Source organism: Pantoea sp. Lij88 (assembly GCF_030062155.1).
In the GTDB taxonomy this organism is placed as follows: domain Bacteria; phylum Pseudomonadota; class Gammaproteobacteria; order Enterobacterales; family Enterobacteriaceae; genus Pantoea.
Window position 1 is genome coordinate 2,367,253 of sequence record NZ_CP118269.1, and the last position, 15,894, is coordinate 2,383,146.

The 15,894-nt window shown below is 48.9% G+C and carries 16 protein-coding genes; all 16 read right to left on the reverse strand.

The window, feature by feature from the left end:
* Positions 1 to 885 carry an ABC transporter permease subunit gene (locus PU624_RS14835; RefSeq protein ID WP_283545595.1) on the reverse strand — a complete coding sequence of 295 codons (885 nt, stop codon included), beginning with the start codon at positions 883 to 885 and terminating at the stop codon, positions 1 to 3.
* Complete coding sequence (locus tag PU624_RS14840; protein ID WP_283545596.1) at positions 882 to 1,814, reverse strand: ABC transporter permease; 933 nt, start codon at positions 1,812 to 1,814, stop codon at positions 882 to 884. The genes PU624_RS14835 and PU624_RS14840 overlap by 4 nt, the downstream gene beginning before the upstream one ends.
* 82 nt (positions 1,815 to 1,896) lie before the next feature.
* Positions 1,897 to 3,438, reverse strand: a complete 1,542-nt coding sequence (locus PU624_RS14845; protein WP_283545597.1) for a glutathione ABC transporter substrate-binding protein — start codon at positions 3,436 to 3,438, stop codon at positions 1,897 to 1,899.
* Positions 3,439 to 3,460: 22 nt separating this feature from the next.
* On the reverse strand, positions 3,461 to 5,326 hold the full coding sequence (locus tag PU624_RS14850; protein ID WP_283545598.1) for an ABC transporter ATP-binding protein: 1,866 nt from the start codon (positions 5,324 to 5,326) through the stop codon (positions 3,461 to 3,463).
* A gap of 15 nt (positions 5,327 to 5,341) precedes the next feature.
* On the reverse strand, positions 5,342 to 6,307 hold the full coding sequence (dgcA, locus tag PU624_RS14855) for an N-acetyl-D-Glu racemase DgcA (protein ID WP_283545599.1): 966 nt from the start codon (positions 6,305 to 6,307) through the stop codon (positions 5,342 to 5,344).
* Position 6,308: 1 nt separating this feature from the next.
* On the reverse strand, positions 6,309 to 7,316 hold the full coding sequence (gene dgcN, locus PU624_RS14860) for an N-acetyltransferase DgcN (protein WP_283545600.1): 1,008 nt from the start codon (positions 7,314 to 7,316) through the stop codon (positions 6,309 to 6,311).
* A gap of 341 nt (positions 7,317 to 7,657) precedes the next feature.
* Positions 7,658 to 8,743 (reverse strand): ADP-ribosylarginine hydrolase Tri1, encoded by a 1,086-nt coding sequence (tri1, locus tag PU624_RS14865; RefSeq protein ID WP_283545601.1) that lies wholly within the window; start codon positions 8,741 to 8,743, stop codon positions 7,658 to 7,660.
* 78 nt (positions 8,744 to 8,821) lie between these two features.
* Positions 8,822 to 9,064, reverse strand: a complete 243-nt coding sequence (locus tag PU624_RS14870; protein WP_283545602.1) for a hypothetical protein — start codon at positions 9,062 to 9,064, stop codon at positions 8,822 to 8,824.
* A 230-nt stretch (positions 9,065 to 9,294) separates the two neighbouring features.
* The gene (locus PU624_RS14875; RefSeq protein ID WP_283545603.1) at positions 9,295 to 9,681 is read right to left on the reverse strand and encodes a hypothetical protein; all 387 of its coding nucleotides are present in this window, start codon (positions 9,679 to 9,681) and stop codon (positions 9,295 to 9,297) included.
* Positions 9,682 to 10,119: 438 nt separating this feature from the next.
* The gene (locus PU624_RS14880; protein WP_283545604.1) at positions 10,120 to 10,566 is read right to left on the reverse strand and encodes a hypothetical protein; all 447 of its coding nucleotides are present in this window, start codon (positions 10,564 to 10,566) and stop codon (positions 10,120 to 10,122) included.
* 149 nt (positions 10,567 to 10,715) lie between these two features.
* The gene (locus PU624_RS14885) at positions 10,716 to 11,492 is read right to left on the reverse strand and encodes an Ivy family c-type lysozyme inhibitor (protein ID WP_283545605.1); all 777 of its coding nucleotides are present in this window, start codon (positions 11,490 to 11,492) and stop codon (positions 10,716 to 10,718) included.
* A gap of 210 nt (positions 11,493 to 11,702) precedes the next feature.
* Positions 11,703 to 12,227, reverse strand: coding sequence for a hypothetical protein (locus tag PU624_RS14890; RefSeq protein ID WP_283545606.1), 525 nt, complete (start codon positions 12,225 to 12,227; stop codon positions 11,703 to 11,705).
* Between the two features lie 125 nt (positions 12,228 to 12,352).
* Positions 12,353 to 12,736 carry a hypothetical protein gene (locus PU624_RS14895; RefSeq protein WP_283545607.1) on the reverse strand — a complete coding sequence of 128 codons (384 nt, stop codon included), beginning with the start codon at positions 12,734 to 12,736 and terminating at the stop codon, positions 12,353 to 12,355.
* A gap of 609 nt (positions 12,737 to 13,345) precedes the next feature.
* A complete protein-coding gene (locus tag PU624_RS14900; protein WP_283545608.1) occupies positions 13,346 to 13,561 on the reverse strand; it encodes a hypothetical protein in 216 nt (71 codons plus the stop codon).
* A 226-nt stretch (positions 13,562 to 13,787) separates the two neighbouring features.
* The gene (locus tag PU624_RS14905; protein ID WP_283545609.1) at positions 13,788 to 14,330 is read right to left on the reverse strand and encodes a hypothetical protein; all 543 of its coding nucleotides are present in this window, start codon (positions 14,328 to 14,330) and stop codon (positions 13,788 to 13,790) included.
* Positions 14,331 to 14,713: 383 nt separating this feature from the next.
* Positions 14,714 to 15,085, reverse strand: a complete 372-nt coding sequence (locus tag PU624_RS14910; RefSeq protein ID WP_283545610.1) for a hypothetical protein — start codon at positions 15,083 to 15,085, stop codon at positions 14,714 to 14,716.
* Positions 15,086 to 15,894: the final 809 nt, after the last annotated feature.

A 15,894-nucleotide genomic window follows, 5' to 3' on the forward strand; every position in this document is an offset into this window, starting at 1 on the left:
TCAGCCCTTGAGTTTGGGATCGAGCGTGTCGCGCAGCGCGTCTCCAAGCAGATTGAATGCCAGCACGGTGATAAAGATCGCCAGCCCCGGAAATACGCTCATATGCCAGGATCCGGCCATCATCATGCTGCGGCTCATCGCCAGAATGTTGCCCCATTCCGGCACGTCTGGCTCCGGACCCAGTCCGATAAAACTCAGGCCCGCCGCGGTCAGAATACTGGTGCCGATGCGCATGGTGAAGTAGACAATGACGCTGGAGAGCGTGCCGGGCAGAATATGCCGCAGAATAATCACCCGGTCTGGCGCACCGGCACAGCGCACGGCTTCAACATAGGCAGCCTGCTTCAGAGAGAGCGTTGATGCCCGCACGATACGCGCAAATACCGGTACGCTGAATACTGCGACCGCGATAATAACATTGTTCAGGCCCGTGCCCAGCAGCGCCACCACCGCAATGGCCAGCAACATGCCCGGAAAGGCAAATAATACGTCGGCACCGCGCATGATCAGCATATCGACCCAGCCGCCGTAATAGCCCGCCAGTAAACCCAGCATGACCCCAACCAACATACCGATCGTCACCGACAGCACGCCGATATAGAGCGAGATACGCGCGCCATAGATAATGCGACTGAGCAGATCGCGCCCCAGTTCGTCGGTCCCCATCCAGTGTGCCGCCGTGGGTGGCGATGATAACGCCATCCAGTCCGGGGCCATGGGATCCCAGGGCGCCAGCCAGGGTGCAAAGATCGCCACCACAATTAATAACAGGACGAACCCGCCTGAAACCAGCGCCAGAGGGTTACGTACAAAGGCATGCAGGAAGTCACGCCACGGCGAACGAATGATCTGAGGCGGGTTTTCAGTCAGCGATTGAATACTCATTTCGGCTCCTGTCGCAGACGAATAGCCGGATTGACCACCGCGTATAGCAGATCGACCAGCAGATTAATCACGATAAACTCAAACACGAACAGCATCACCAGCGCCTGAATGACCGGCTGATCCTGCGCTTTGATCGACTCAATCAATAACCAGCCTAACCCTGGCCAGTTGAAAACACTCTCCACGACGATGGAGCCGCCCAGCAGAAAACCGAACTGCAGGCCCAGCATGGTAATCACCGGGATGAGCGCATTGCGCATCACATGTTTCCACGTGACCAGGCGGTTACGCAGCCCTTTTGCCCTGGCGGTCCGCACGTAGTCTTCCTGCGCGACCTCCAGGAAGGCCGAGCGGGTAAAACGCGCCATGACCGCCGCAACCGATGAACCCAGCGTGATGGCGGGCAGGACAATATCGCTGGCCTGGTTAAAGCCGCTGACCGAGAACAGCCCGAAAGGCATCGCGACGAACTGGATGAGCAACAGTCCCAGCCAGAAGGCCGGCATTGAAATGCCGCCTACCGCCGCGCTCATCAGCGTCCAGTCCTGCCATCGTCCCCGTTTCAGTGCAGCCATCACGCCGAATAACAAACCGAGAATGACGGACCAGGTAAAACCCGCCAGGGCGAGCCACAGTGTCGGCATGAAGCCTTCCCTGATCACCGTCAGCACGGGTTGCTGGGTGCGATACGTGGTGCCCAGATCGCCCTGCAACAGGCTGCCGATCCAGTGAACATACTGCTGCGGCAGCGGATCGTTAAGCCCGAGATGCTGACGCGCCGCTTCGATCGCCTCAACCGGCGCATCCGGCCCGGCATAAATGCGCGCCGGGTCGCCCGGCATGAGCTTGATAAAACCGAAAACCAGCAACGAGACCACCAGCAAAACCGGGATCATCTCCAGCAATCGGCGAATGATGTATGCAAACATGCCATTCCCTGAAATGAGGTGCGACTGGCCTCCTCACGCCCCCGACCCGTTGCGGACAGGGGGCGAGAAAGAAGAAACCGTCTTATTTAAAGGACGCCTGAGTGAACAGTAAATTGCCATCAGGCAGCATCGAAACGCCGCCGAGCGTGTTGCGCTTGCCCACCAGATTGTCTGGCGTGCCAAGGAACGCCACCGGGGCTTCTTTCCACAACACCTTCTGCGCCTGGGCATAGGCGATGCCACGCTTTGCCGGATCGGCCGTCGCCAGCCCGGCCGCTATCGCTTTGTCTGCGTCAGGGTTGCTGAAGTAAGAGACGTTATAGGAGGTCGGCACCCAGGATTCGGTGGCAAACAGCGGACGCAGCGCCCAGTCGGCATCACCGGTTGAGGTCGACCAGCCGCCATAATAGAGGTCAAACTCCGCCTTTTTCGGGTCCTGAACGCCCCACAATTTTGCATTGCGCGTACCGGAATCCATCGGGGTTACCGTGACACGAATGCCCGCCGTGGCCAGTTGTGCTTTCAGCACCTGAGCGGCACGGACGCTGGCCGTGGCATTCGTTACCCAGAGCTTCAGATCCAGCCCGTCCGGATAGCCCGCCGCTTTCAGCAAGGCTCTGGCCTTATCCGGCGCATAGCTGTAATCAGGATCGCCCTGTTTCTGATAGAACTGTACGCCTTCCGGTATCGCGGAGGTGGCCGGTTTGCCCAGACCGGCAAAGGCCACTTTCAGCCACAGATTACGGTCAATCGCGTAGTTGATTGCCTGACGCACCCGAACATCGGCCAGCGGTTTGTGCTGCGTGTTGATCGCCATGTAATAAAGATAAATGCTCGGATCGCGCTGAATGGAGAGATGGCTGTCCTGCTTCACGGCCGCGATCAGGTCTGACGGCAGCGGCCAGATGGCATCCACCTGACCCGATTTCAGCGCCGCTACTCGTGTCGCATCTTCCGGACTCGGCGAGAAGATGACATGGTCGACTTTAGGCCATCCCTGCTGCCAGTAGCCTGCATATCTGGCCAGGGTAACGGCTTTGCCCGGTTTCCAGTCAACAAAGGTAAACGGACCGGTTCCCACCGGATGCAGCCGCAACTGCGCTTCGACCGGATATTGCTTCAGAATCGCTGGACTCCACATCACCGCGGAAGGATGCGCCAGCGTGTTGATAAAGGCCCCGAACGACTGATTGAGATCGATTTTCACCCGGTCGGGTGCCAGCACCGTGACCTTATCGATCATTTTGTAGAGGCTGTTACGCTTCAGCCCTTTTTTCTGGTCTGCCAGACGCTCAAGGTTAGCTTTAACGGCTTCGGCATCAAAAGGGGTACCGTCCTGGAAAGTGACGCCTTTGCGCAGCGTCAGCGTAAATTCGGTGGCACTGTCATTGGAGGTATAACCGGTCGCCAGCCAGGGCTGCAGCTTCATCTGAGGATCAAACTGGAACAGGCGCTCGAAGATGCCGCTCTGAACCGAATAGCTGACATTATCCGAGGTGTCGTGCGGATCCAGCCCCGTGATATCGGCATACATTGAAATGCGCAGATCCTGTGCCTGCGCAGTCATGACCAGCGTCGTCGTCAGTGCGAGGGCTAGCGTAGTGCGGCGAAAAAGCGTTTTCATACATTCTCCTGGTCGTTGAGGATTACTGCAATGCAATGCCGTCAGCGACCCAGTGCTGGGGCGCAACCTGGCGATAACGGGGTTTGGTAACCGTTTCGCCCACCTTACGCAACGGCGAGGGAATTTCGCTGTCATCGAAAAGTCGGGGCTGACGGTTCTCTGGATCCGCGACCGGCACGGAGGCCAGCAGACGTTGGGTATAGGGATGTTGCGGCTGATTAAAGACTGACTGGCGCGGTCCAAGCTCGACTATCTGGCCGAGGTACATCACCGCGACGCGATTCGCAATACGCTCGACGACCGCCATGTCGTGAGAGATGAAAATCCATGCCACGCCCGTTTGCTGCTGCAGGTCCATCATCAGATTCACCACCTGCGCCTGAATTGAGACATCGAGCGCCGACACCGCTTCATCCGCAATAATCACTTTCGGTTTCAGCGCCATGGCGCGGGCAATGGCAATACGCTGACGCTGACCGCCAGAAAATTCGTGCGGATAACGACGCGCGTGCTCTGGCAGGAGGCCGACGCTTTTCAGCAGCGCATCGATCTGTGGAGAGGCCTGTTCAAGTGAAGAGACCATGCCATGTAACAGCAACGGCTCGGCAATGGTGAACCCTACTGTCAGGCGGGGATTCAGAGACGCATAGGGATCCTGAAACACCATCTGGATTTCACGCCGGAGCGGCTGGAACTCCGCCTCTTTCAGGTCAGAGATTTCCTTTCCTTCAAAATGAATGCTTTCAGCCTCACTGTTGATGAGGCGCATCAGCGCCCGTCCGGTTGTCGATTTGCCACAGCCGCTTTCGCCCACGATCGCCAGGGTTTCACCTGGCCACAGACTGAAATCAACCTGCTCCACCGCATGCACATGATGCGTCAGGCCCGAAAAGATGCCGCTGCGGATGGGGTAATAGACTTTCAACCCGCGTACATCCAGCAGCGGCGCCTCGTCATAGCGCGCGGTTTGCTGCTCGCTTTGCACAGCGTCCCGCGCGCCGGGCAGAGGAAAGCGGTGCGGCCACGCGTGTTCCCGCATATCGCCGAGTCTGGGTACGGCAGCCAGTAACGCCTGGGTATAAGCGTGCTGCGGGGCGGCAAAAATCTCAGACACGGTTCCCTGCTCGACCACTTCGCCTCGCAGCATGACCACCACGCGATCGGCGATTTCCGCAACCACGCCCATATCATGGGTGATAAACAGCACCGCCATCTGTTTCTCGCGTTGCAGGTCACGCAGTATATGAAGAATGCGCGCCTGCACGGTGACATCCAGGGCAGTGGTAGGCTCATCAGCAATCAGGAGTTGCGGATCACAGGCAAGGGCCTGCGCAATCATCACACGCTGCCGCATGCCGCCTGACAGCGAGTGCGGATAGCTTTTCATGACGCGATCCACGTCGGCGATGCGCACCTGTCGCAGTAATTCACATGCGCGCGCATGGGCCTGCTTTCTGTCACACAGGTGATGATCGCGTAATGCCTCGGTAAGTTGATCATCAATGCGCAGCACCGGATTCAGCGAGGTCATGGGCTCCTGAAAGATCATCGCCATTTCACGGCCACGCAGTGTGCGGCGCTGAGCGTCATCCAGCGTTTCTAACGCATGCACTTTTCCGCTCCGGTCGCGAAACTGCATGCTGCCTCGATCGATACGGCCGTTGTTTGCCAGCAGGCCCATCACCGCCAGTGACGTGACCGATTTACCCGATCCGCTTTCACCCACCACGGCGACAATTTCACCCGGATTAATGGCAAAACTGATGCCTTTGAGTGCCTGATTCTCTCCGCTGCGGCCATGAAATGAGACGCTGAGATCCTGAATCGCCAGCACGGGAGATGGCGAAGCCGCGCGGGTTGCCGGGGAAGTACGTTGTGTGTCCGTCATCGTCGCCTCGCAGAGTTATAGCCAGATACGGCCTTCGGAGTAGCTCAGGAAAGGAGAACTGTCGGCGGCAAGCCAGATAGGCCCATCCAGATCGACGAACTCAGCGTTAACCGCGACGGGCAATGCGGCCTCCATGGCCAGTGACGATCCCAGCATGCAACCGACCATGATGCGCATATTCAGCATCCGGGCTTCATTCACCATCGCCAGCGCTTCGGTCAGGCCACCGCACTTATCCAGTTTGATGTTGACCATCTCGTAACGATCGCGTAATCCGGCAATGTCTGCCCGCGTATGGCAGCTCTCATCAGCACAGACCGGTATCGGATGCTTAAAGCGTTGCAGGTCATGATCCTGTCCGGCGGGAAGGGGTTGCTCCACCATCGCAATGTTGAAGGCCTTCAGTGCCACCAGCAGGCTTTCCAGGTCCAGCCCCGACCAGGCTTCATTGGCATCGATAATGAGCGTGGCATGCGGTGCCGCCGCACGAATCGCCGCCACTTTTTCCAGAATCTCACTGCGGTCGAGCTTAATTTTGAGCAGGATGGCACCACGTGACACGGCATCCGCCGCCGCGAGAGCCATCAATTCCTGTGTATCCAGGCTGAGGGTTTCTGCCGTCACCACCGACGCTGGCTGAGAGCACGCACTCATTTGCCACAGCGTCTGATTCGCCCGTGCGGCATCAAGTCGCCAAAGCGCACAGTCCAGCACGTTGCGCGCTGAACCGGCGGGTAAACGGTGTTGCAGATCATGACGGCTGAGACCCGACTCCACGTCAGTGCGTACCGCTTCGAGCAGGGCCTGAACGCTGTCGGGCGTCTCATCGTAGCGGGCCGTCGGGGTACATTCGCCCTGCCCGATGAACCCCTCCTGCTCCAGCGTGACCCGGACGACCGTCACGGCGGTACGGGTTCCGCGTGCGATAGCAAAAGGCCGGGCCAGCGGCAGCTCCACCACCTCAATCTGCAACTGTCGCATTTCAGCCACGCTCCTGAAGCAGTGCGGCGATCTCATCAATACCAAAACGCACAGGATCCGTGGCCGGTAAGCCGAACTCAGCGCTGATTTCGGCGCAATAAGCGAGCGCCTCTTCTTCGCTGTAACTGGAGGTGTTGATAGCAAAACCCGCCAGCTGAACCGACTCACTGGTCACCTGCGCGGCACGCAGATTGGCTTCAACGCACGCCTGCAGGCTGACCATGGGCTGGTGTGGCAGATGACGCATATGAGGACGTCCCATTTCATGGCACATGACCAGCCAGTGCGGTTGCGCACCGTGCATCAGCCCCATACTCACGCCCGCATAAGAGGGATGGAACAGAGAGCCCTGGCCTTCGACGATATCCCAATGGTCCTCGTCATTTGCCGGTGACAGCGCTTCTGCTGCACCGGCAATAAAATCAGCGATGACCGCATCGACAGCAATGCCCTCACCTGCGACCAGAATGCCGGTCTGCCCCGTGGCACGGAAATCAGCTTTCATGCCGCGCACACGCATTGCCGCTTCCAGCGCCAGTGAGGTGTACATTTTGCCCACTGAGCAGTCCGTACCCACCGTCAGTATCCGCTTACCTGAACGCTTCTTACCGCTGCCCACACTGAGCGTTGGTCGCATATGACGCAGGTCAAAAAGCTCAACACCCGAAGCCTGCGCAAGCGCTACCAGTTCCGGCTCATCCACCAGCCGATGGTGCAGACCACTGGCAACATTCATGCCTGCTTTGATGGCACTTTTGATGGTTTCCAGCCAGTGTGCAGGCAGATAGCCGCCGGCATTGGCTGTGCCAAGCACCAGCGTTTTTGCGCCGCGCGCTATGGCACCGGGAATATCCAGTTCATCGAGACCCAGGCTGACCGTACAGCCCGGCAGTTTGATTTCGCCAACGCACTGCTCCGGCCGCCAGATATGAACGCCGCGCGCCGTTTTTGCCGCGAGGGGATCGGTTACATCGCCAAGAAAGAGTAAATAGGGTTGTGGGATTAGCATGTTGTCTCTCGTTTCAGCCAAAAGATCAGGTTCTGAAACCACTATTTCATGCGTTCTGAAAGGTGACGAATGCTTGTTTAGCAGGAGGGTATAACGGCAGGTTATAGCCAGAGGTAATAGTGATGATGGGTGGGTTTTTCAGGGGGTTTGGGACAGGGAAAGGAGTAAAAGAAGAGGTGGGTCATAGGAAAAAGATTGTGTTCGGGAAGGAGGGATATGGGCAAGGGGAGGAAATGGCTTACGGAGTCACTAACGCCGGGCCGCTGATGAGAGCATTCATGGCGAATGCCAGCGGCCCTGCCGGGTTATATCAGGGCAACAAAAGAATCCCCTACCTGAAATTAATCCGTTTCTTCCGGTGCGAGGTGAAACAACTCTTCTGCCATCGAAAGGATTCTGTCTTTATCGACTATTTTATCAACCCACTCTGCAGGAATGCCTGACAGTCCATACAAAGCGCCTGCTAACTGACCTGCGGTGGCTGCCACGCTATCAGCATCATCAGCAAGATTTGCCGCCAGCAAAATGGCATCTTTGAAATTGTCTGTATGCCAGACGGCCCATAATGCGGCCTCAAGGGTGTCGATGACATAGCCAGAAGAGCGGATTTGATCACGATGCTTTTCTTTATATTCACCGGCATTGATGATCAGAAGTCTTACCATTAAAGACATTTTATGAGGCGCGAGGGCTTCATTTTTACCAAAACCATTTAAAAGATAATGTAAAATGGAATTCAAATACTGACAGCTATTTATTGACTCTGGTGCACCATGCGTTGCCATACTTTGAATGCTGGCATCACGCCAACCATCAATAAAAGATTTCCTTCTAAAAATAGCCACGGGCGCATGCCGAATCAATGCAGCATTACCTGCTGTTTCGGGAGAGTTGTTGCCCAACCAATCAGGCCCATGCTTGATAACTTGTTCCAGAGCATAGCGGGTCGCATTACCGATATCAAAACAGATTCCATTCGCGCTATTATGCCCCGTTTTGTACCACTGGATTAATTTTTTCCTGAATAAATCAATGTCACAGCTTTGCTTTTCAATATAGGTTTCTGCCAGACACAGCGCCATTGAGGTGTCATCGGTCCACTCTCCGGCCTTAAGATTGAAAGGACCACCGCCAACCATATCGTAAATATGAGAACTGTCGCGGGTCTGGAATTCCAGCGTGGTTCCCACGGCATCACCAACAGCAAGTCCAATCAGTAAACCTTTGGCTTTGTCTAAAGCCTCAACATCGGAAATGCGTTGTTTCAGCGTATACATCCACTCAGGTTTCGTGGGCTTTTCATCGGGCATCGGCTGATGTTCGTATGCCATCCGGTTGATGAGCTGAGGCGATAGCTCAGGAAGTAAATGCGCATACTTCCTGGCGTAAATATTAAGATCAAAATCCGGCAATCTTAGGTCTATCATAAAAATTCCTTTTCAATTACGTGGGAGAAAAAACTCTACTACATTTCATAGTCATTTTTCTCTGTTGCGCAGCAAGAGCTAAGGACCAAAATAGTGCATTAATGTATCCATATCATTCCAGTCATCTTGTGTAAGTGGCTGTTTCTCCATGCTGTCAAATTTATGTCTGATACCTTTCATTGGAATTGAGTACTCATTTTTTGTTGCTAAATCCATTAACAGGGCAATATCAGCCTGATTTTTTAAAGTGCGGGTTAAAAGATTCAGTAACATCATTTCAGCGTCTTTTCTCTCTGGAACACACATTTTTAACTCATCCATAGATTCTCATTGAGCGGGATTTAATCCTTCCCAGACTGATATACGTATACACCTCATTTTTCTTGACCTGTTAAGGCCAGGAAATTGTTTGCTTTTACTCCAACTCCCCCTCACCGCAGCGATATCAGCCGCATCCTGTCAGGCCTCCAGACTTTGCTTCAGCCCTGACGGGTTTATGATCCATTCAGAGCCCTGCCTGGTGTACTAAAAACCTGATTATTTAAGAAAATTCATGGATGATTAATGCCTAACACATCCCTTTCCCATTGAGTTTCTTTTTCACTTTTTGTTCTCAGCCTGACAATCATAACACCCAGAACTTTAGTCTGTTTATCATTGAGATAGAGTTCAAAACCATAGTGCCTGTCATAACCAGCTAAAATATATACATAGCATCCCTGATAGAGACTAAGATTTTCTTTTAACGAGACACTTCCTATAACCTCGCCCCCCATATTTTTGACGCCAATGAGATGAATATCAATTTCTTCCTTTGCTCTGCCCGTCATAATGCTCCTTGAAAAAAAAGACTCTATATTTTGAAAATCTATATAATGACGTAACAAATCTGGAGCCAGGAAATATAAAAGCTTTTTGTCTGAATTATTTACTGTCATAGTAAACCCCTCTTTATTACTCTTGAAATCTTAAGAGTTAAATGTCGAGTAAAAGTAGCTCATCAAAAAAAATGGACTCAATAAAAGTGTAAGTAACTTCCAGAAAAAATTGATAAACTTAAGACCTTTACACTATCGAAATACAATCTACAACCTAATGTTATGACCTCACAACTATATTTATTCGCCCGTTAATTATTAGATAGATATAAACAATTAGCCCACTTAGCATTTCACTTAACTATATGCTATAATCAAGAGCATAAGAGATATTTCAGCTAAATCAGGCGGTATTTTGCATCCTGAAAGATCAAGAAACTAAATTTATGGCTTAAAAAACACATCATCCTTCATATTAATATCATCGTGAATTTAATAGCATTCACAATCACGCCTCTTATCCTGTTTCGTTATTGTTAAAAGTTATTTTTATTAATTCTATTTATCGGGTGCAGAACGATAGTGACAATTGACTGTAGCCGTTCTGTTATAAACGTCATAAGCTACACCAATGCTACCCCAGACCCCGTTTAAAGGTAATGAAGATCTCGTTTGTTCCTTAAACCAACGTTTTAACCTTTGAGTTACGTTCCCAGCCAGGCTTTCCTGCTCGCCTGCCAACAATTTGTCTGGTGCAAAGTTCCAGTGCGATATTGCAACGTCTGAGTTACCTGACTCAAAAAAACTGACAACCAAATAAATATCGCCGCTATTAGTTTTTTTAAGCGGAAAAACACTTCTGTATGAAACTGTATTTCCACCATTATCTGGCCATGCCTCCCAGGTAAATCCAGGGATTGACATTAACTCCTGCTTTGTTATTTTTGGGTTCAAACTCAAAGAATCATTAAAAACCAGCTCTCCAGTTGCGTATTTTAAGCTCATATTTAAATACTCATCTTTGTTATTACAGATTGAGACAAGATTATAACCCTGCCCTTACCTCTCCATCGACAGGACACTAAATTTATTGTGCATTTCACACGATTGCATCATGCTCATTACGGCAATGCGTTGTTAGAACGCGAGCCTGCTTATTTATCCGGAACATCACTCCACTTCCCTGTTTCGGAAAGTATAAGCTTACCATTAACACTAACGGAAAGATTATTGATCACGTTATTAATAATATAATTTGCATCATGATTTCTAAATGTATAGGTGAGAATTGGGCAAGAGGCTTTACCACAGTCGCTTTTCATCGCTTTACCTTTCAGTCTGGCAACTGCTCCATCTGACTTTCGAACGCCTTCATAGCTAACATCATTGCAATCTGAATCAGTCATACAAAGCGAGGTGATTTTAATCCTGAATTTATTTGTCTCGAAAAAGCGTTCTGTTTTGCTGTTCTTTTTGTGTTCAACAGTCACAACAGGTGGCGGCACCTTGTCAAAACGCTTCGCCCAGCCAGCAATATCTTCCTGTATTTTCCTTTGCGGTGCGTTAGTGACATAATGCACTTCATTGTTTTCCGGAGAAAACCACGCAGCATAAATGTCCCCATCAGGCTGTATGACAAATGCTGAAGCCTGTTCAAGATAAAGATCTTTTAGCCAGCCCTCAACGAATAAACCACCTTCTTTAGTTTTATGAGGCTCACCAAAAACATCGAAATTCTGATTAAATTCATTGTAATCTTTCCCCAGCACAGATTTCAATCTGGAAACAACTGCATGGTTATTAAAGATAGCTGAAATATTACTTAAATTATCATACTGAGACAACGATTGTGAATTCTCAGAAGCCATATCGGCACCTGTTGTGACACCTAAGACAATAATCAAAAAAATCACTCTTATAAAGAATTTCATTATTACCTGCCTGAGAAAATTTAATCGTCAGCGATGTCTCTACATTAATGCCTTGAATAGGGGTTAAAGGAAAATCAGTTTCATCGAATCTTTACAGATTTCGATACGCTATTATAATAGTACTCCCTGAAACGAGAGCTCCCGTTCGTTACTGTTCTGGCTGCAGCAAAACACTGGCATTAAAATCTGTACCCATCCTGAAAATCACATTCAGAGAAAATCAAAATCACGCTTACTTATTTGGCTTTTTGCATAATATTTGTAGGAAATCCTGATATTTTCCGCTAACCTCTCGCACGTACTCACCAGGTCTTCTGCGTTCAGTAGGGAGTCAGTGACAATAAAAAATCTCTCAACATCGACTTTGTAATCTCCCTCACTGAAAATGACCTTCAGTACATGCGTCTCGGTACCACACCGATATAATGTGAAATCCCAGGGTTTCATGGCTAATTTCAATTTACTCATCAGTCGTCGTCCTGTAACGTTGACCCTTTCAGTCTCATACCGTTGAAATGAGGCATAATCCCTTCTTATATCCTTAGATAATGCATCAAGTGCTTCAAAATCACCTGACTGTATCAGCCCTGATATATCCAGCTTAAAATCTCTGCTCACATCAAAGTGAGAGTTTTTGTAGGCATTAGGAAACAAAACACTGATTATATAACCCTCTTTAGTTTCAAGAATCGCATAGTCTCCTTTTCTCACGTGAATCAAAACTCCATCGCTCATACCCTTTTACCCTCTCTGGAAAGGTTACTTACATTTTCACGCCAGACAGAATGCCATTATGAGATTAAAATTTTCGCGTCACAAAGAACGGAGGTGGATTGTCAGAGGTTTTTCCTTAGTACCTATTAACACAACTTTTTTCCCTCTATCCAAAGCCCTTCTTTAGAACGACTATGGCCACGTTTAATGAAAGCACAACCAATAATTTCATCACCGATGATGAAGCAACTTCCAGAAATAAAGCTATTTTTTAACGGGAAAACAATGACTTTGGCGTTATCTTCAAAGGCTGCTAAACACTTAATCAGGGTATTCAGGCCCAGGGTATCGCTGATATCAATTTCAGTTGAACGCATTCTGCTTCGATATTGGGGTAATAATAAACTTAGTGATTCCTCATAAGAAACACCAATTTCCAGGCTATCAGAAAGAAGCATTTCACTCAAAAACTGAGACCAACCCTCTCTTTTTGCTGGCATCGCAGAATGCAGATAGCTTAGATCATCCATATTGCTACACCTCCCGGTTCTGTTACGATTCCACTGATCAGCGCACCTGCCAGAAATATGAAACGTGGATGGGCCTCCTGAAGCCACTTTTTGAAAGAGTGAAACAGCTCTGTCAGAGCAGTCGTATTTCAGGCAGAGGGTGATCAACACTTATCTGTTGAATGTCCTCTATTGCCAATGATGCAGTAAGACTGACCACATTTCTTTTTCTTCGGGAATGGCAGTAACTACACTTATGTTCGCTTTTACATATTGCATGTAGGTTTCGTAAATTGCCCTGATTGTCACCGTTTGTTCAGATCGGGATCCTTCTACCAAACTCAGTAAGCTTTTACGGTAGAACGGTGATTCAACCCTGCTGTTAAAAAACTCGTTTAAATGGTCAAGTACCTCATGGCACGAAGGGTTATCCATTTCTTCCTCCGAAAATAACGCTGCTTTCATCGCTGACTTATGCTCTTTAAGAAGGCACCTATTACAGACTTAATCATGTTAAACCGGTTGCTATGGTTTAGTGGAGATCTCACACTGCTTTGAGGTGTAATCCCCATGTGCAAGGCTGAACTTATCTGAAACAATACCTATCTCGGCACATTCCAAATTGCCAGCCTAAAATTTAGCAATGTTAATCCCATCTCTAACCTGGGTTAACAAAATGATTTCATTAGCATCACCCGGGCTGCGTTGAGCTTTGAGCGCTTCGTCCTTACTTATTTCAGACTCAATCTCTTTACTGACTAAACTGCCATCATCATATCGGATATAAAAAACCCCATCTCTTATTACGATATCAATACCATAGTTACTAAATAGAGTCTCGCTCATACCGTTCTCTTAAATATTTCAGTTTGAAGGATTGCGCATTGCCGCACTAAGCTCAGGCTTTAAAAACAGACCGGGCTGCCTTTGGGGGTAACGCTCTGTAAGAGACGAAAGCATTACACGGTGTAACCGTTGTGAGGCTGTACACTCCAGGGACAGATGGTGCTAAGCGGCGTTGTGCTGCCGTTATCGTCCTGCTTAATTGGAGATATGTGCAACATCACCTGATTCACTTTTTAGCCGTGATGATCACTTTACTCAGGCAATCCGGATTTCTGACAGCAAAAGAAAATGTGATTACCTGACCATCCAAATCCGGGGGGGATGTGTAGCTGGTCACTTCATTTTCAGATTGGCCACGAGGATAGTCACTCAACTTAACACCCGGATACTGTTTCCTGACATCATCACGGGTTGTGCATTTACCATCGGGAGAAAAGCTCAGAAAAGGGGCGATGCCGCCTGATGATTTACTGACACGCAACTCAATATCAGTAATACTCGCATCATCTTCCAGTTTGACCGAATTAACCTGATAAACGTTGATGTAGTCATTTTGGGTTTCTAATGTCAGCGCCAGCGGAAACTGAGTAAGATTTTTCACAGAGAGACTTTTAAGTGAAGCACTCAACTGACGGATAAAGCTCCACATATCTTTATTTTGCATCTTCGCTTTTGCGAACCCGCTAAACAGAAAAAAAGTCAGTATTAACAGAACCCTGTTTCTTTGATGTGTCATTTTTTTCATACTAACCCTTGTATTGCTCATCATAGTAGCCCCAGGTGTCACACTCTCCGGAAGGGATAATGGATTGATAACCTCTTCACACTCTTATCATCTAAAAGGAGTTAACAGGGCAGGCGGAGGATGGTCGTCTTTAAAGGGTTGTGTGCGTGCTCACCCAGCAAAAACATAGATGAGCCTCCATCAGTAGATAACAAGTCTCCCGGATGGCCATTGCCCTTCCCATCCACAGGGGATGTGACCATTTTCATAAATCACCGTCAGCCGACTAAAAAATGGCTCGTCAGGTAAATATGACTTATAGGCATCTTCAGCAAGAAAACTGACTAAACTCCACTTCACAACTCGCGTTAACAGTAATCAAAGTCAGTATAATTAGCTGGGCTTATAATAATTAAATTTTTATAATATTAGTAAGCTCGTGATAAACGCACCAGTTGATTCGTTTCAGGATAGAAAGAGAAATGCCAGTCACTCCAGCCATCAAATTTTTCAGTAAAAACGCAAACCACTAATACTTCTTTCTTTGAACCTACTGTCATGTAGTAGAATGCTCCACCGTCGGGAGATGAAAAAGATGATAAGATTTTACCTTGCGCATTTATTATAGTGAGTCTTTCAGGCAAATTTTTCTTCTGATCAAGAACAAATATTAAATCTCTGCTTTCATCAGCTAAAATCTGATCGGCTTCTGAACATGAAAATAAAAATGCTTCTCCCATGTAGTTCCACTTTATAGCGGACTGATCAGTTAACAACGTTAACTCACTTATCTTTTTCATATAAAAAACCTGACTTTGTTACTGGCGAATTATTAGTCAAAAAATTAAATTTTGCGCTCAATTAAACAAACTTTCATTCTAACTTTCATTGTCAACTCTTATCACCCCTATCAAGGGTAATAATCATGAATGCTATGATGCCTATCTCACTATCCTCGTTGTTAAAACCAGATCCGCTCAGAATTTCACTCAGTGTTAGACTTATTTTTTCAGAGTAATAATCGTTTCGTTTAAATGGAAATAGCGTGAATGACATGATGTTTACATCCTTCTCTTAGCAATAGCCTATGATGTTGCCAGACGATTTGCCCTGTAACAATTGCTAGCAGATTTACTGATGCGACGCCCCAACGGATTTTAGCGGGAACTCACATTAGTGCATGGCATATTGCGGTCCAGCGGTATGCTGAGGAAGTCTGTTGAATTGTGCTTACCATCATAACGGTAGCCTATGGGACTAAGCCTCATCCTTATCGGTGTTAGGACCTATTGCCAGCGGATATTGTCAGTGAGGTTGTGTGGTATGCATGATGTCAGAACCAGCATGGTAATATAGCGGGTTGACCATACTCTCCCAGTTCAACTGTTCATTACAGGGCTGCGCGCATTTCTGTTACAGCAGACGAACGGCGCTATCGAAGTTCAATAATGTCAGGCTGAACGGATTATCGTCACGCTCTTCAGTGTTGAGGTTATAACCGTAATCGAAGTCGCGCTAAAGAAACCTGAATATTACAGGCCTTTCCTCTTAACCAATAGTAATCAGGGACCGCTTGCACCTGGTTTGAGGTTTGAGGTTTGGAGAGGTG

Excerpts from the sequence above, each read along its gene's own strand:
- PU624_RS14885 (WP_283545605.1), bottom strand. The coding sequence starts at position 11,492 with ATGAAATTCTTTATAAGAGTGATTTTTTTGATTATTGTCTTAGGTGTC.
- PU624_RS14910 (WP_283545610.1), bottom strand. The coding sequence starts at position 15,085 with ATGAAAAAGATAAGTGAGTTAACGTTGTTAACTGATCAGTCCGCTATA.
- PU624_RS14850 (WP_283545598.1), bottom strand. The coding sequence starts at position 5,326 with ATGACGGACACACAACGTACTTCCCCGGCAACCCGCGCGGCTTCGCCA.
- PU624_RS14845 (WP_283545597.1), bottom strand. The coding sequence starts at position 3,438 with ATGAAAACGCTTTTTCGCCGCACTACGCTAGCCCTCGCACTGACGACG.
- PU624_RS14875 (WP_283545603.1), bottom strand. The coding sequence starts at position 9,681 with ATGACAGTAAATAATTCAGACAAAAAGCTTTTATATTTCCTGGCTCCA.
- dgcA (WP_283545599.1), bottom strand. The coding sequence starts at position 6,307 with ATGCGACAGTTGCAGATTGAGGTGGTGGAGCTGCCGCTGGCCCGGCCT.
- PU624_RS14840 (WP_283545596.1), bottom strand. The coding sequence starts at position 1,814 with ATGTTTGCATACATCATTCGCCGATTGCTGGAGATGATCCCGGTTTTG.
- dgcN (WP_283545600.1), bottom strand. The coding sequence starts at position 7,316 with ATGCTAATCCCACAACCCTATTTACTCTTTCTTGGCGATGTAACCGAT.
- PU624_RS14895 (WP_283545607.1), bottom strand. The coding sequence starts at position 12,736 with ATGGATGATCTAAGCTATCTGCATTCTGCGATGCCAGCAAAAAGAGAG.
- PU624_RS14835 (WP_283545595.1), bottom strand. The coding sequence starts at position 885 with ATGAGTATTCAATCGCTGACTGAAAACCCGCCTCAGATCATTCGTTCG.
- PU624_RS14880 (WP_283545604.1), bottom strand. The coding sequence starts at position 10,566 with ATGAGCTTAAAATACGCAACTGGAGAGCTGGTTTTTAATGATTCTTTG.
- PU624_RS14890 (WP_283545606.1), bottom strand. The coding sequence starts at position 12,227 with ATGAGCGATGGAGTTTTGATTCACGTGAGAAAAGGAGACTATGCGATT.
- tri1 (WP_283545601.1), bottom strand. The coding sequence starts at position 8,743 with ATGATAGACCTAAGATTGCCGGATTTTGATCTTAATATTTACGCCAGG.
- PU624_RS14870 (WP_283545602.1), bottom strand. The coding sequence starts at position 9,064 with ATGGATGAGTTAAAAATGTGTGTTCCAGAGAGAAAAGACGCTGAAATG.
- PU624_RS14905 (WP_283545609.1), bottom strand. The coding sequence starts at position 14,330 with ATGATGAGCAATACAAGGGTTAGTATGAAAAAAATGACACATCAAAGA.
- PU624_RS14900 (WP_283545608.1), bottom strand. The coding sequence starts at position 13,561 with ATGAGCGAGACTCTATTTAGTAACTATGGTATTGATATCGTAATAAGA.